This window comes from Kordia sp. (genome assembly GCF_045105435.1).
GTDB lineage: Bacteria > Bacteroidota > Bacteroidia > Flavobacteriales > Flavobacteriaceae > Kordia.
In genome coordinates, this window is record NZ_JBGCDL010000189.1 from 1 (window position 1) to 16,321 (window position 16,321).

12 protein-coding genes are annotated in these 16,321 nt (G+C 33.7%); 5 read left to right on the forward strand and 7 right to left on the reverse strand.

Going from position 1 to position 16,321, the window contains the following annotated elements:
* The 5 genes from AB8B65_RS10020 to AB8B65_RS10040 form a co-directional block, all read right to left on the reverse strand.
* A partial coding sequence (locus AB8B65_RS10020; protein WP_405300826.1) for a thiopeptide-type bacteriocin biosynthesis protein occupies window positions 1–369 on the reverse strand: 369 nt, incomplete at its 3' end.
* Window positions 362–2,617 carry a lantibiotic dehydratase family protein gene (locus AB8B65_RS10025; protein WP_405300827.1) on the reverse strand — a complete coding sequence of 752 codons (2,256 nt, stop codon included), beginning with the start codon at window positions 2,615–2,617 and terminating at the stop codon, window positions 362–364. The genes AB8B65_RS10025 and AB8B65_RS10020, both read right to left, overlap by 8 nt.
* A 6-nt stretch (window positions 2,618–2,623) precedes the next feature.
* Window positions 2,624–3,841 carry a lanthionine synthetase C family protein gene (locus AB8B65_RS10030; protein WP_405300828.1) on the reverse strand — a complete coding sequence of 406 codons (1,218 nt, stop codon included), beginning with the start codon at window positions 3,839–3,841 and terminating at the stop codon, window positions 2,624–2,626.
* 139 nt (window positions 3,842–3,980) lie between these two features.
* Window positions 3,981–4,793 (reverse strand): tetratricopeptide repeat protein, encoded by an 813-nt coding sequence (locus tag AB8B65_RS10035; RefSeq protein ID WP_405300829.1) that lies wholly within the window; start codon window positions 4,791–4,793, stop codon window positions 3,981–3,983.
* A complete protein-coding gene (locus tag AB8B65_RS10040; RefSeq protein WP_405300830.1) occupies window positions 4,790–5,347 on the reverse strand; it encodes an RNA polymerase sigma factor in 558 nt (185 codons plus the stop codon). Before AB8B65_RS10040 ends, AB8B65_RS10035 begins: the two co-directional genes overlap by 4 nt.
* 165 nt (window positions 5,348–5,512) lie before the next feature.
* Between AB8B65_RS10040 and AB8B65_RS10045 the strand changes: the two genes are divergently transcribed.
* On the forward strand, window positions 5,513–8,974 hold the full coding sequence (locus AB8B65_RS10045; protein WP_405300831.1) for a zinc-dependent metalloprotease: 3,462 nt from the start codon (window positions 5,513–5,515) through the stop codon (window positions 8,972–8,974).
* A 108-nt stretch (window positions 8,975–9,082) separates the two neighbouring features.
* Window positions 9,083–10,387, forward strand: coding sequence for a S8 family serine peptidase (locus AB8B65_RS10050; protein ID WP_405300832.1), 1,305 nt, complete (start codon window positions 9,083–9,085; stop codon window positions 10,385–10,387).
* A gap of 227 nt (window positions 10,388–10,614) precedes the next feature.
* Here the strand turns inward: AB8B65_RS10050 and AB8B65_RS10055 are convergent, their stop codons facing one another.
* Window positions 10,615–10,743 (reverse strand): hypothetical protein, encoded by a 129-nt coding sequence (locus AB8B65_RS10055; protein ID WP_405300834.1) that lies wholly within the window; start codon window positions 10,741–10,743, stop codon window positions 10,615–10,617.
* 277 nt (window positions 10,744–11,020) lie between these two features.
* On the opposite strand from AB8B65_RS10055, the gene AB8B65_RS10060 reads away from it, so the two are divergent.
* Window positions 11,021–13,594, forward strand: coding sequence for a CHAT domain-containing protein (locus tag AB8B65_RS10060; protein WP_405300835.1), 2,574 nt, complete (start codon window positions 11,021–11,023; stop codon window positions 13,592–13,594).
* A 355-nt stretch (window positions 13,595–13,949) separates the two neighbouring features.
* Here the strand turns inward: AB8B65_RS10060 and AB8B65_RS10065 are convergent, their stop codons facing one another.
* Window positions 13,950–14,900, reverse strand: coding sequence for an NAD-dependent epimerase/dehydratase family protein (locus AB8B65_RS10065; protein ID WP_405300836.1), 951 nt, complete (start codon window positions 14,898–14,900; stop codon window positions 13,950–13,952).
* Between the two features lie 202 nt (window positions 14,901–15,102).
* On the opposite strand from AB8B65_RS10065, the gene AB8B65_RS10070 reads away from it, so the two are divergent.
* The gene (locus tag AB8B65_RS10070) at window positions 15,103–15,756 is read left to right on the forward strand and encodes a hypothetical protein (RefSeq protein WP_405300837.1); all 654 of its coding nucleotides are present in this window, start codon (window positions 15,103–15,105) and stop codon (window positions 15,754–15,756) included.
* Window positions 15,757–15,759: 3 nt separating this feature from the next.
* Entirely contained in the window at window positions 15,760–16,278 is a 519-nt protein-coding gene (locus AB8B65_RS10075; RefSeq protein WP_405300838.1) for a nuclear transport factor 2 family protein, read from the forward strand.
* Window positions 16,279–16,321 lie beyond the last annotated feature (43 nt).

Below are 16,321 nucleotides of genomic sequence, written 5' to 3' on the forward strand. Positions count from 1 at the left end.
ATAAAACATGGCTTCACCCAATTCCATTGTATTGGCTCCGTAACGTTCTATTTCGCGTTGATAGGTATCAATTTGAATTTTATAAATTAAATCTTGATCAATAAACTCTTTAAATTTCGGATACAATCCGTTAATGATAAAACCAACATTTTCGGGTCTTGTATAGTGAAAACGAACACGTACATGGTGTTTTGGATCGGCATAGCGAATAAAAAACCATTTGTCAATAATTCCGTGTTCAATTAATTGCTCTGCAACAGGCTTTATAATTTCCGTTAACACAGCATCACAGGTTTTTGGCCCTGTATATATTTTATAATACAGCCAACTGTCTCCTAGGATAAAATTTCTTTGTATTTCGTTACTCATTGGGCTGATTGCTTTGCGTTAATTTTTGTTCGTTATAAAATGAAACTACCACTTGATTTGTGTAGTATTCACTTCCGTCTTTTACAACACCGCGTTCACTAAATAGGAATTCGGTAAGTTTGAATGAACCTCGTTTACTCACTGTATTTAGTAACATACGAACCGAAGTAAGGTTTCCAAAGTTTACAAGCAATTCATTGTCACCATCGGCAAGCATTACGTATTGCGGAATTTTTAAACTATCGCGCAAAGTTTGTATGGCTTCCGTTAATGCATCATTGTCGTTTTTACCTTTTAGTAAAGGTTCTATATGACTTTTCTTTAAGTTCCATGTTGCATCATGCAGAATTAAGTTGTTGAACTCTACACGCGGTAAAAACGGAAAATCATTGGCAAAAGGACCCAATCCGAAACCAACTCCACTACGAATACCTTGCGTTTGCATGTCTGCTAAAAAGTGATAAATTGGCAAGGAATTGTGTGAGTAGTTGTGTGCATTGGTTAAATGCGGAACAATTTCTTTGTTGTTTTTCTTAGAACGAAGCAATACTTTACTCATTCCTTTTACAGAAACCATTAAGTCATCAATTGGCAATTGATCTTCTTCTTCTTTGATCGATTTTGCTAAGTATGGAATTTCGTGTTTGCGTAAATCGGGACGCATTAATATGTTTCCTACTCTGGATTCTGGAAGATGCACAATTTCAGCTAAGATTTTGTCTTTGTTCATCTCTGCTTCCATATCGGTCATTTCTTGCGTATACGCGAATAGTGCTTCATCACCATGACAAAAACGTCCTAGTAAGTTTGCAGCACTCGATCCGCCACCGCCACTGTATTTTATTTTGTGTTCGCCATTTTCATCTTCTAAGATTTCAATCATACAAGATAACGTATCTGGCAAATCGTTCCAGTTAAGATCGTAATCTTTAAAATCTTTTTCGTCTATTTTAATGATATAATCGTCATTTTTAAACGCTTGAATGAGCTTGTCTTGAAAGTAACTATTGATAGAAGACCAGCGTACTTCCATCATTGGATTTTTAGCTTGTCGTCCAGGAATCACAATATTGTCTACCAACGGATTTACATCTCCAGCACCTTGATCTTGCTTGTATCCAATTCCAATTTCAACATCTAAAGCGGTTGAAAGTGGCACTTCGCGTTCTTCAAAACGTTCGTGAAACGCATCTCTAAATTTGGTAAGCGTTGTGGTATTTTGCGGAAACGTCATTCGGTTTAGCAAAGCAAATCCTTTTTGAATGTCTTCCACAACCTGTGTACTCAACGTATTTTTGGCATTTTGCAATACCATATCCGTTTGGAACATGAACTTTAATTCAAAGTCTGTTTCCAGTTGTTGTAAAAATTCGCTGAGTTCTAAATATACTTTCGGATTGTTTCCAATAGATTGGTCAATCGCGTTGATTTTTTTATCTGCTTCTTTTAGTGCTGCTAAGATGCTTTCTACACCTTGCAAACGTTCTAGTACCGAACATATTTGCTCTAAGAATTCAGGTCCCGAAACAGAAGGTTCAAGTTCGCTAATAAGCAATTGACTTGATACTAATTCTTCTATAAATTCGGTTGCTTCTTCAATAGTAATTTCATCATCTACTAATAAACCAGCCAATTGAGATAAAGAAGCGCCATGCGATGCTTTTTCTAATACAACTGCCAAATATTCCGTATCATCAACCGCTACAATATGGTGATGTCTTCTACTGTTAAAGTATTTGTATTCTATATAGCGTAATTGTGGTCCGGCTTTATAAATACTAGAGTTTGGAAAGAAAAGGAGTTGTTCTCTAATTTTTTTATTGGTTACCAAATCTTGCGAAAGCGCTACTAGATAATTCATATCGAGTCGCGTATGTCGTTTATTTTGATCGGAACCTTTAAGTTGAATATCGGTTTCTTCTCCAAATTCACCTACCGAACATCCTGCAAATAGCCCAAAAGGCGTACATCTGGAAGACATTCTTGAGATATATTTTAAGATAGAGTAGCGTAGCTTTTCTTCTTTTTTAGCATCGTCCATTTCGCCAGCAAGCCAACGATCCATTTCTTCAAACAACGATGGCGAAGCTAAAAATAGGGCTTCTCTCACGACTGGGTTTTGACATACAGCTTTAAAATCGTCATCTGAGATTTCTTTCTTTGAAGTCAATTCTTGATAGGAAGTGAATGAGAAAAGCGGTGTTCGTAATATGTATTTCGAAAAATTCTTATATGGGTTTTTACTCATTGTTTTTTAGCTTATCATTAAACATTCATCCCAATTTGTATCATAATCTGCCAAGTAATCAAGAATGCTTAATCCAATTCCTGCAATTCCTTCTAGAAGTGATGTTTCTGGTGCCCAACTTTTGTCAACACCTTTCCATTGCATGTAACCAGCGTATCCATCTTCAAAAGTACCTCTGTCAATTCCGTCTTGTATCCAAAATTCAAAAGCGTCTTTAAATTCTTGATCGCCCGTTTCTTTGTACATTCTGTAAAACATTTGTGCATTTCCGTACGAACCGTGGCAAACACCTGCATCTCGTACCAAACTGTCTTCAACTTTCGTTCTTTTAGCTGAATGTTTTAATACTTCTACTGCAGATTTTCCGAGTTCTTCATCGTTTAAGGTTTTGGAAGCAAACCAAAAACGCATGGCAACACCTAAATCTCCGTAACACCAAGCCAAACGACTTTGTCCTTCTTCATCATCTGCTTTATCAGTTACCCAACTTGGGAAAATAGAAAATGGATTTTCTTTTGTCGTTTTAAAGCTTAAAATGTATTTGATAGCTCCTTTGAGCATTGTCTCTGATTTTTCTTTGAAATCGTCGTTTTCGTGTAATTTGGTTAAGATTCCCACAATACTAGACATTCCGTGCGATAAACTCAGGTTGTAACCTCTTTCTTTAGTTTCGATACTTAATTCAGATTCCCAACGTATTTTACCATCGCCAGCATCTTCAGACAAACCTTCTAACAAGTCTAAAAACTCATTAAGGAAGCCTACATATTTTTGTTTTAATTCGTCTGATTTGGTATTTCTGAAACGATTTAAGAAGTAAAATGCGTACCCAATAGCTCCGTGAAGGAAATCATAATTTCCATTATTCATATCGGTTACCATAAAGGTGTGAATGTATTGGTCGAGTTCAGGCAACAAATAGTCATTGTCTGCATCCATAAATTGTTCTTGCTCCAAGTGATCTAAAACCCATCCTGCGCCAGCAATACCTGTACAAAATGTAGGGTAGCTGTAGCCTTCGTTAATCTTATCAATACAATCGGTTAGCATTTCCACACCAATATCGGCATGGTCATCGATATCAAGATATTTAGAATAATAAAACTCAAATAAAGAGATTCCGGCTAGTCCCGCTAATACTCCAATTTGAGTTTCTTCTTTGTATTTTGATTTAATAATTTGGTCAATTTCTTTTAACTTTTTTTCTAATAGCTCCTTATTCATAATTTTTCAAATGATTCAAGTTTTGGTCTACCTCAAATTAAAGGCTTTTTTTAGTCTATTACAAGAATAAGTAATAGTATTCACCCCTAAAAAGAGAAATATCTTATCGAAATTTATAAAAAATGGGAATAATGATGCGTTATTTTAGTTTTTTTAGCAATTTTTTAGCTTTTTCATAATTATAGTTACTTTCTTTTTGCACCAAAGTATTGAGTACTTTTTTGGCAGTTTCAGCATCATTTTGCTTTAAATAGGTAAGTGCGGTGTACCAATATGCTTTGTGATTGTCGAGCGTATTGCTATTGCTTAATGCATCGAAAGTTTGAATAGCTTCGTGATAGTTTTCAAGTTCAAGATACGAAACCCCAATATACAACTGAATTTTTGGATCGTAGGTTGTGCTTGTTTGTTCGTATTGTTTGAAAATTGCTAAGGCTTCTTTGTATTTTTCTTGTTGAAATAATGTTTGCGCTTTGGCGCGAATGTTCTCAGAGTCACTTTTTTCTACAAAAGAAGGCAAATTGTTCCAGTTATGATATTGCTCAAAAGCTTCATTTGCAGTAAGTGATTGTAAAAATGAGAAATAAAACAACGTTAATGCGGCAGCAACTGCAACCGCAGAAGAAATATAATAAAAGTATGATTTTTTACTTTTTGTAGCTTCAGTTGGTTTTCCTTCTCGTTGGATATCGCGTATGTTTTTTGATAATGCAACAACATCCGCTGCTCTAAATTGGTTGGCAAGGGCTTTTACCTCATCAACGGAAGCATTGCTCTTTATATTCCATGTATTTTCATTGTATACACTTTCGAGTGATGTGCAAGTTTCTACAAAAGATGCAAGTTCATCATCACTTTTAAGTAACGCTTCAAATGAAGTTTTTTCGACTTCATTCATTTGATTGTTTAAATATGAAGCAATTTGTTCATACGTGTTTTCATCAAAACTCATAATTTTTTTATTTTGGAAAACGTTTCGTCTTCCTGTATTAGCTTGGTTAATTTAGCTTTGCATTTAAAAACACGTTGTCTGGCAACTACTTTTGATGAATATGAAAATATTTTTACAATTTCATCATACGAAGTACCATTAAACAAAAGCGTTAATACTTTTCTACAATTTTCAGATAGCAATTGAAACTTCTTAATATACAATTCCCACTGTTCTTGCTCAAGTAATGCAAAGGCATTTTCTGTGTCTTTGTCTTCAAGTTCAACAACTGTGGGTTTTGTTACCCGTTTTTTATTTAATTCTCGCCGCCAAAGGTTTTTGCAGGTCGTAAAAAGATAGGCTTCAAAAGAAGATTTTATAACTAATTGTCTGTTTTTTAGTCGAATATATAATTGAATTAATGCATTGTGAAAAATATCTTCTGCATCGGTAACAGCACCTTTATTTTGAAGTACAAACACTTTTACTTTCGTGAAAAACTGATCATAAATTTCTTTCATCACAGTTTTTTCTCCGGCACAAAGTCCTTCAATAAAATACGTATCGTTTGACATAAAAAAGGGATAACTAAAAAGCTGTACTAAAAATAAGCAAATAAATCGGGTAACAAAATTTCTTGTGGGTAACTATTTTGTGAATGCATTCTTTTTAGAGGTGGAATCCGAAAAGCCTTTACACCAAATAGAGTAGGAAATAACCATTAACCAACGTGCTTAATTATGAAAAAAATTTATGTTTTGATGTTATGCCTCACACTAGGAATAACATCGATGTTTGCACAAACATTAAAGCCTGTAGCTACAGAAGTAGTAAATGCAAAAGCTAAAAATGTTACATTCACCGATGTAAGTAGCTTAATTCAAATACAGCAAAATGATGGACAATTAAAAGGGCTAAAAGACGCCACAGAAGTTTCTTTATTTACTTACAATAAAGATTTCTTCCAAAAATCTTTAGCAAACCAAGAAGCGAGCGCAATCACTATGATAGTGCCATTACAACGTGATTTTTCAGTCACAGTTGATTTAGTAGAAGTTTCGGCTTCTTTTTATGACTATGTAGTTACTACCAATTCAGGGAAAGCAAATACTACAAATAATACTGCGAAACATTACCGAGGAATTGTAAGAGGTAATGAGACTAATAGTTTAGTTGCTATTAGTATTTTAGAATCTCAAATGATGGGAACCGTTTCTATAGAAGGAAGAGGAGCTTATAATATTGGGAAGCTAAAAAACAAGGATACGCATATCATTTTCAAATCTGACAATGTTGAAAGCGAATCATTTGCATGTGACGAAGTAGAAACTGGTACTGGAGAAGATGCATTGCCATATACGAACGGTCAAATACAAACATCAAATCCTGCTGATTCTATGGACAAGTGTGTTGATATCTACTTTGAAGTAGATTTTGATATTTATGAACATTTTGGAAGTAATATTGCAGATGTTGAAGATTTTGTAATTGCATTGTTCAATCAAACTGCTACCATTTATCAAAACGAAAGTATCAATGTTCAAATTTCTGAAATTTTTGTTTGGGATACACAAGATCCGTATACTAGTAACATTATAAATACTTTTAGAACAACAAGAACTACATTTAATGGAGATTTAGCACATTTGTTAACTTTTAGGAGTTCTAGTGCAGGTGGATCAGCTTATGTAAACGTGTTATGTAACGATAATTTTGCCTATGGACAAACAAGTTTGTTTCCATCTATAGAAACATACCCAACATATTCTCGTCAAGTAAAGGTAGTAACGCATGAAATAGGGCATAATTTAGGTTCTAGACATACACATGACTGTGTTTGGAATGGAAATAGTACTCAAATTGACGATTATGGAAATGAATTTTCTAATGGAACTCCAGTTAGTAATCCTCCTGCATGTTACTCTTCTCCAGGAATGGTAAATGTTACACCAACTATTATGAGCTATTATGATAGTTTTAATCATGGAACATTCCCAATGAGTAATGGTTTTGGAATGCAACCTGGAAATGTAGTTAGAAATGGAGTAGCAAATGCTGACTGTTTAGACGACTGTGAAGGTGGCTGTACTGCCGAAATTTCATATACTGTCAATGGAGCACCGATGACAACAGGTTCAGGCGCATATACTATTGAAGAATGTCTCTTTCAGTGTATAACGGTAGCAGCAAATGGAGATGTAGCATCTGCAACATATAATACAACAGCTGCTGTATTGAATAATACAGAGGGATTATTTTGTGTTCAACCAGGAAGTGGAATTACATCTTTCACTGTAGATATTGACGGTATTGATAGCTGTGGCGACCCATTTACTGAAAATATCAATATCACGGTTATTCCTTGTACACATGAAAATTGCTGTGATGAAGAAAATAATATGTTAACCAATGGAAACTTTGATGATGCATCATGTACAGGAAGTACAGCGTTTGGTCAAGGATGTGTAACTGGTTGGAATGTAGAAGATGGCTCACCTTCATTACACGGAGTCAACCGCCATGCTTGGATGTGGTCCTATGGTGGGAACGGAGAAGCTATTGAAACAAGTTTTGCCTTTGAAGAAGGAGTTACGTACGATATCTGTTTTAGTCTCCGTACGGGCGATAGAAATACAGGTGACCCTAATGTAGCTAACAATGCAACGGTAAATCTTGTAGCAACAAATAATCCAGGAGTTGTTACAGGAACACCAAATGGTCAAATTGTTTTCCAAAATACAATGGGTGACTATTTGAACAATTGGCAAAATGTAACTATTCAATTCACGCCAGATGCAAATTATGGTCATTTATGGATATTCCCATTTATGGCAGATGCTTCAGATGGTACAAGTCAGTCTGAAATGAGTATTGACAATATTGTAATTTCTAATTGTTGTAATGATGAACCAGAAATTGTTCCATATTGGCAACACCCAAGCTGCCCAGAAGTAGTTTGTACAGCAGATCAATGGCCAATTCACGTTAAAAGTAGTGATGGAAGTAACATAATAAACGGAAACGGAGTTACAGTTGTTTGGGATAATTTAGACACAGCAGTAAATGAAAATGATATTCAAGATTGGATTTTTGCATCAGCAGGGGAAACTTGGCAAGCAACAATCACGTATCCTAATGGATGTGAGTATATTATAACATATTACGAAGATTGTTGTGATGAAGATATTTATATAAAGGTGTACGAATGTCCTTCCTCTGATCAATTACAAACACATCAAACATCTCTTGAAAAAAGAATGGAAGCTGTTAGATCAGGTCAATCTGTCTCTACGAAAAGTTCTTCACAAGCACAAGAAGCACAAATTCAAGAAGAGTTAGATAGACTAAGAGCATACATGGAGGTTATGGCCAACAGTGATGGTGACGATTGTGAACCTTGCGAATTAGGAAGCATACTTATAGAGTTGGTAGATGCAAATGGAGATCCAATAGATATAGATGATTATGATACTTTTAGTTGGGACCACAATGGTTCACAGGCAACAAGTGTTCTAGTTGACTTGCCAATGGAAAATGGACCAATTTGTTTCACAGCAACAAATACAGAATATGGTAAAGAATGTGTATACCAAGATTGTTTCTTCTACGAATGTGAAGAAAAATGTGCAGCACCTACAGATTTACGATTTGATTGTAGACGTGCTAGTATGAGCTGGACAGGTGATCCTTCATTAACCTACGTTGTTGAAGTAACTTGGGACGATCCAAATTGCCGAAGCTGTAAAGGAACTAGACCAAATCAAATGAGATGGGAAGTACAAGGAAACTCTTTCTCATTACCTTATATTGACAGATCGGGATGCTTTAGTTGGAGAATTGGAACTAAATGTGAAGATGGAATTAAATGGTCAGATTCAGTATGTGAAGACTGTTATTCTAATCCTACAGAAGGGCCAACGAAACCTCAAGAAAGTGCTAGTGTAAAAACATCAGCTAAGATTTCACCAAACCCGAATGACGGTAATATGAACATCGAAATTTCAGGACAAGACAAAACAAGCTTTAACATAAAAGTGTATCGTTTTGACGGAATCCTAATCAAATCTTTCGATACAAATCATATAGAAAATAATACAACTACCATATCTTGGAATGGTAAATCAGTATTAACACCAGGAATGTACTTCTTTGTGATTACAACTGATACAGAAACAATCACCAAGAAAGTTATTATAAAATAACAGTAATAATGCAAGAGAATTCCAGTCAATTTCGATTGGCTGGAATTTTTATCATACCTAAACCAACCATTATTATTCACCTAATAATTAATTTAAACTAAAAGAAACATGAAAAAAGTAATAGTATACTGCTTTGCCTTAGTATTGATGACTTTTGTAGGTTGTCAAAAAGAAGAGTTACACCTAGAAGAAACTGCAACTGCAACAAAAGAAATTACACAAAAAGGAGGGTATGAAACTACTTCCAATGCACAAAGTAACGAACTTGTTATTTTATATCCTGAAGGAACTAGTGAAGCTGAAAAAGAACTAAAGAGAGCTGAATATAATGTTGAATCTTATAAAAAATGTGAATGTGCTGATCCAAACTTGGAGCTTTGGTCTTTTGGTAAAGAAGAAGTTCGTAATGGAGGCGGTATTGAAACCAAAAGGCAATCTACTCAAGCAGATGAAGAAATTGAAGGATCAGAATACAACCCAAATATAAAAATACAAGAAGATCTTTTTGTTGAATTTGGCGGAACTGCAAGTACGAGTGATGGCATACAAAAACGAGTAGCAGCCAATCAAGGTGTTACTATTGCGGTGTTAGATACTGGAGTCGATTATAATTATGAAGGCTTTATAAATCCCTTTTTATATAACAGCTCAACAGATGGTTGTAATAATAACGGATATCAAGAGGAATTTGGGTGGAATTTTGTAGATAATGACAACAATCCGTTCGATAATCATTATGGAAGACACGGAACTATTGTAACTAGTTTAATTACTTCTAAACTTGAAGCGGCAAATGTCAATTATCAAATCTTACCTGTAAAAGTCGCAAATCGACAAGGTAATATTAAATACTTTGACGCACTCTGCGGATTTCAATATGCAGCTAACAAACCTGACGTGAGTATTATTAATATGAGTTTTGGTTGGTATCAACAAGAAAGAGAATTACTAGAGAAGTTTATAGAAGATGCAGAAGATATTCTGGTCATAACATCTGCGGGAAATAAAGGAATTAACAACGATACACATCCGCATTATCCATCTTCTTATGAATCGGATAATATTTTAGCGGTAGCAGCTTTATCAAACAACACTGCAAACAACAACTCAAATGTAGATATATATGCGCAAGGAGTTAACGGGAGTTCAAATTCTGCCTTGGCAGATTTTTCAAATAGAGGAATACTATCAGTCGATATTGCAGCTTCAGGAGAAAACATTCCTTTTACCTACAATAATGACGTTATATACATAAGTGGCACGTCTTATTCTGCGGCATTAACTTCAGGTTTTAGTGGAACAAAATACATCAATGGAATGACTGGAATCATGCTAAAAGAAAAGGTGTTGGAAAACGCTATATATGATCCTCAGTTATTTGAAATACAGTATTCAAAACATATTCCAGAATAAAAGTATATAGTTTAAATTAGGTTTAGGTAATCTTGCATTTAGACTATTAAAAGAGGAGTATAACAACTCCTCTTTTTCATAAAATGCGTTACTCAATTTCTTCATCATCTCTAATTATTACTTTTTTCTCACCACCAATGATTTTGGTAATTGTTACAGTAGAAATTTGAAATTTCTTGAATTGTGAAATACTTTTTTTGTTTTTCATGGTATATGATTTTAAATAGTTATTCAATTTCTTCATCAGAATCAGCTTGGGCTCTTTTTGTGCCACCACTGATTTTAATTACTAATGCAGTAGAAATTTTAAATTGTTTAAATTGTTTAAATTGTGAAATACTTTGTTGATTTTTCATAATGATAAAGTTTTATGTATTTATAATTTAAGAAAATTACTAATTATTTTATAGATTTATAATTATTTCCTAGAAAACTAATAACCCGTTATTTATGATTTTAGTATGTATAAGGATTCGTAAATTTTTCATACTATCTTTTTTTCTTTTTTCTTTTTGCCACGTTAAAGCACAACAGATATCGTTTTCAAAACAGTACCATGATATCATCGAAACAAAAGAATTAACGATTGAAGGTAAAGAAAGATTAATAGACAGTTTGTTGAAACTTTCAAACATGACTGTGGACAAGATTGAATTGGCTGAAATTTATTATACATTATCAAAAAAAGATTGGAAATCTAACATAAATCGATCTTTAGCTTTTACTAATAAAATAGTGATAATTGCAGACCAAGTAGAGAACAATAAAGAAGAAGTTTTTGTAAAAGCACTTAATAATAAAGTGCTTTTTTTATCAAGAAATAAAGAATTTGGCAAAGCAATTCAAGCAAGTGAAAAATATTTGAATACATACACACATGATCAATTGAGATTGGCTAAAATGTATCGATTAAGAGGAAATATTTACAGTAAATTGGGTGATCTTAAAAAGTCAAATGACAATTATGATCAATCTATATATATGTTTAAAAATCAACACAACCTAAAAGAATTAACCAAAACGTATATAAGTAAATTAGACATGTATGTTATTTTGGAAGATGAATTATACTCTGACGAAATCAATCAAATAATTAATCAAATTGAACTATTAGAACAAAATAAATATAATTTTCCTGCCAAAGAAAGAATAGCAATAGATCTTAACATTGGATATTTTTATGAGTTTTCAGGAAATTATAAAAAAGCAAGAACGAGCTATCTTAGAGCTTTAAAAATATCGCAAGAAGAAGAAGAGTTCGATATTGTTTACAAAACGTATATAAATTTAGGAATCCTTTCAACAGTAGAAAATGATTTGATAAATGCAAAAGAATACTTTAATAAGGCTTCTAAGTATGTGTTTGATGATAATTTGAAATTAGCACCAATATCCAACAATCTAGCCGAAATCTATATCAAAGAAAACAATCACGAAAAAGCACTTATCCATTACCAAAAAGCAATTACACAAGCATTGCACTCCAAAGAACTCGATTCTCAAACACTACCGAGTTTTCAGGATATTGAACTATCGCCAAATAAGATCGATATTTTAGGATATTTAATTGACAAAGCCAATGGATGGATTGCCTATTACGAAGTAGAAAACAACCCTAAACACCTTCAAAATGCATTAGAAACGTTTACGCTTGCCGATAAATTAGTTGATATAATTTATGTAGAAAGTAGCGAAGATTTATCAAAATTATTCTGGCGAAAAAAAGGTGCAACCTTTTACCCAAAAGCAGTGGAAGTATGTTATCGCTTGCAACAACCCGAAAAAGCATTTTTATTCATGGAAAAAAACAAAGCGATATTATTATTGGAAAATATAACCAATGCCGCCGCAAAACGCTTGTCAAAACTTCCAGAAAATCTACTAAAACGCGAGCAAAATCTCATCAAAGAAATAAAAACGCTTGAATCTGAAATGCAAGGCTATAAAACAGAAAAAACACAACAAATAGAAACACTGAAAAATAAAATGTTTGATTATAAAAAAGAATACAACGCGTTTATAGATTCTTTAGAAACAAACTATCCAAAATACTACAAATACAAAAAAAATATAAACACTATTAAGCTGAAAGAGGTTCAAAAAAATTTACAAAAAGACGAACTGGTATTGCAATATATAGTTGGAAAAGAGAAAGGATTTGTAGCGCTAATTTCATCAGAAAAAATTCAGCTTCAAGAATTACCAAATACAGAAACATTAAAAAAAACGGTTGCTAAATATAAAAATGCAGTATCCAATCCATTTGTAAAAACGGAAGACAAAACCACATACGAAAAAGTTGCAAAACAACTCTATCAACAACTCATTCCATTTGCTGAAAAAGAAGGACTTTCTCAAAAGCAAATTACGATTATTGCAGACGGAATGCTACAATACATTCCTTTTGAAGCGTTGCTGACACCTACCAACGAATATCTAATTCAAAACGCGCAAATTCAGTACAACTATTCATTATCGTCTGCAGCACAATCAAAACAAAACAACACGCCAATTCCCAACCATTTTATTGCTATTGCACCTACAAAATTCAAAAATGAACAATACAGTACGTTGGCAACAAGTTCAAACGAACTAGAAAAACTAACAAGTATATTTGGCGCGAATCACTTTCAATATGAAAAAGCAACAAAACAGCGTTTTACAAAAGCGTACGGCAACTACAAAATAGTGCACTTATCCACGCATGGTGGTATAAAAAATACGGTTCCTTGGATGGCATTTTATGACGAAAAAATGACTTTAGACGAATTGTATTTCTCCAAAAATCAATCAGAATTGGTTGTGTTAAGTGCTTGTAAAACGTCTGATGGCGAACTCAAAAAAGGAGAAGGTGTTATGAGTTTGGCAAGAGGATTTTTCAATGCAGGTGCAAAAAGTGTCATTTCTTCCTTGTGGAATATCAATGAAAAGGCAAGTAGTGAAATCATTCAAGAATTTTACAAAAATATTGTCGCTGGCGATACAAAATCAGAAGCATTGCAAAAGGCAAAACTATCGTACATACAAAACAATAAAAATACCAGTGAAGCTTCGCCCTATTATTGGAGCGCATTGACGTTAACTGGCGATATAAGTCCAATCGGCTTCACAAATAACACATATCTATATTATATGTTGGGAGGATTCTTTCTCACCGGAATCATCGTTTTCAATCGATTCAAAAAAAATAAAAAACAAGCAGCGTAATTATTTATGAATGTAAAATGCTAAATTTCGATACAATTTTTTTTCGCTGTCAAAAATCACTCCATCTGACGATTTGGAAAATTTATAATTTAGCTATCAAACATTTAAAATAGATAAAGACAAACAAGCTAAAAATTCGTGTATTCGTAGTAAAAAACAGAACAGTAAGCAACAATTTAAAAATTCAACATCAAATATTCAAAATAGATAAAGACAACCTAGCTAAAAATTCGTGCATTCGTGGTAAAAAACAGAAGAGTAAGCAACAATTCAACATCTAACATTCAAAATAGATAAAGACAACCTAGCTAAAACAATTTAAAATTCAACATTTAGCACTTAAAATACCTAAGCATCAAACCAACACACGTTGCAAATTGGTAATCATTTCAGAAACAATAGCTTTCATGTCAAACTCATGCGACCAATTCCAGTCGTTCGTTGCGGAAGCATCATCAATACTTTCTGGCCAAGTATCTGCTATCTTCTGTCTTGAATCAATATCATAAGAAATCGCAAACTCAGGAATCACCTCTTTAATAGCAGTTGCCAATTGTGAAGGTGTAAAACTGATAGCTGCAATATTATACGAAGAACGCACTTTTACAGTTGCAGCGTCAGCATTCATAATAGCAATAGTAGCGCGTACAGCATCGTCCATAAACATCATAGGAAGCAAAGTATCTTCATGCAAAAAGCAAGTATATGAACCTTTCTGAACAGCTTCATGGAAAATTTCTACAGCATAATCAGTTGTGCCACCACCAGGATTTGCTTTCCAGCTAATAATTCCAGGATAGCGAATACTGCGCACATCTACACCGTAATTCTTATGGTAATATTCACACCAACGTTCACCCGATAACTTGCTTATTCCGTAAACGGTAGCAGGTTCCATAATGGTATGTTGAGGTGTGTGTTGTTTTGGAGAATTTTCACCAAAAACCGCAATAGAACTTGGCCAAAACACTTTTTGTATCACTTTCTCTTTGGCTAAATTAAGCACATGAAACAAAGAATTCATATTCAAATCCCAAGCAAAATCAGGCTTTTTCTCTGCTGTTGCAGAAAGTAAAGCTGCCATTAAGTATACATCCGTAATTTCGTGTTTCTCAATACACGCTTTAATTGCTTCCTTATCGCGGGCATCTAAAAGCTCAAAAGTACCTTTACTAAAAACCTCTTGATCACTTTTTCGAATATCAGAAGCGACCACATTCGAAAAACCATAAGTGTTTCGCAAAGCAGCTGTTAGCTCTGTTCCTATTTGCCCACAGGCACCAATAATTAAAACTTTTGTATGCATCTAAAGTATAAAGGATAATTACAAAGATAAAAAAATCTAATACGAGTGAATGCGAAAAATTAACTAAAAAAGCCAAAACTTTGATAAATTCATAAAATACAATGGCTTAGCATGGTAAACTTTGTTAAAAATACAGGCAAATTTAAAAAACTAGCTATATTTGTTTCTCTTTTTAACATAAAGTCGACAGTCACAAAAATTAATGAAGAAAATCATTGCATCGGTTCTAATAAGTATCATTCTTTTTGCATGTAAAAAAGAACCACAAACTACGCGTGTTCAGCAAACACAAAGTCAAGAAGAATATCTTGAAAAAAATAAATTGAATATTCCCAATAAAGGAAAATTAAATAGCTTGACGCCTAACCAAAAAAAGTTAGTGCAAGATTGGTTAGAATTTACTGCCGTTCATGAAAATATGAAACTCATCAACGAAAGCACACGTTTTGCAATCATAGAAGATTTAGGACAATTGGCAAGCAATATTGATGTGGTAGAGAAAAAAAAGTATCCCAAAGATATAGATGTTACGCAAATACGAAGCCGTTTCCTAGTATTAAAAACCAAAGCCTTAAAACTACAAGACGACGCTACAGATGATAGCATTCCGAATACTTTTATAGAAAAAGAAATTGTTGAAATGAACAAAGTCTTCAAATCTGTTTGCTACCAAATAGAGCAAGCTTCCTCAAAAGACATCAATCCAGAAGAAATACTTGGCGATATATACAAAGTAAACGACATTTTGGATGCTGAAAAGGCGACTCCAACAAAACAAAAATTGTCAATTCAAAAAGCTAAAAAACAAAAACTACCTAAAAAACCGTTCAAAGCAGTACAACCAAAAAATAACTAAATTTTGAAAAAAACCGTCCTATTCGTTGCTTTCATTACATTCATTTCGTGTAATACAGAAAAAGCGCGCCAAAAAGTAGAAGCATTTCGTTTAGAAAAAAGCAAAACAGAAATCAATACGGTATTAGATGCTTGGCATAAAGCTGCTGCAGATGCTAAATTTGACGACTACTTCTCAAAAATGACTGATGATGCTATTTTCATAGGAACCGATCCGACAGAAAATTGGCAAAACACCGAATTTAAAGCATTCTCAAAACCATATTTCGACAAAGGAAAAGCATGGAGCTTCACAGCACTCGAACGCAATGTTTTCATGTCAGAATATGGTGATATGGCTTGGTTTGATGAATTGCTAGATACGCAAATGGAATTGTGCAGAGGATCTGGCGTTGTCAAAAAAATAGGCGACACCTGGAAAATTCAGCATTATGTACTCTCTATTGCAATTCCTAACGACAATGTAAAGGAAGTAATAGCACTAAAGAAAGAATATGATTCCATAGTGAAGTCTAAATTGTAAAATTATCATAAAAAAATGTTAATGTATAATGCAGTCGTAACAT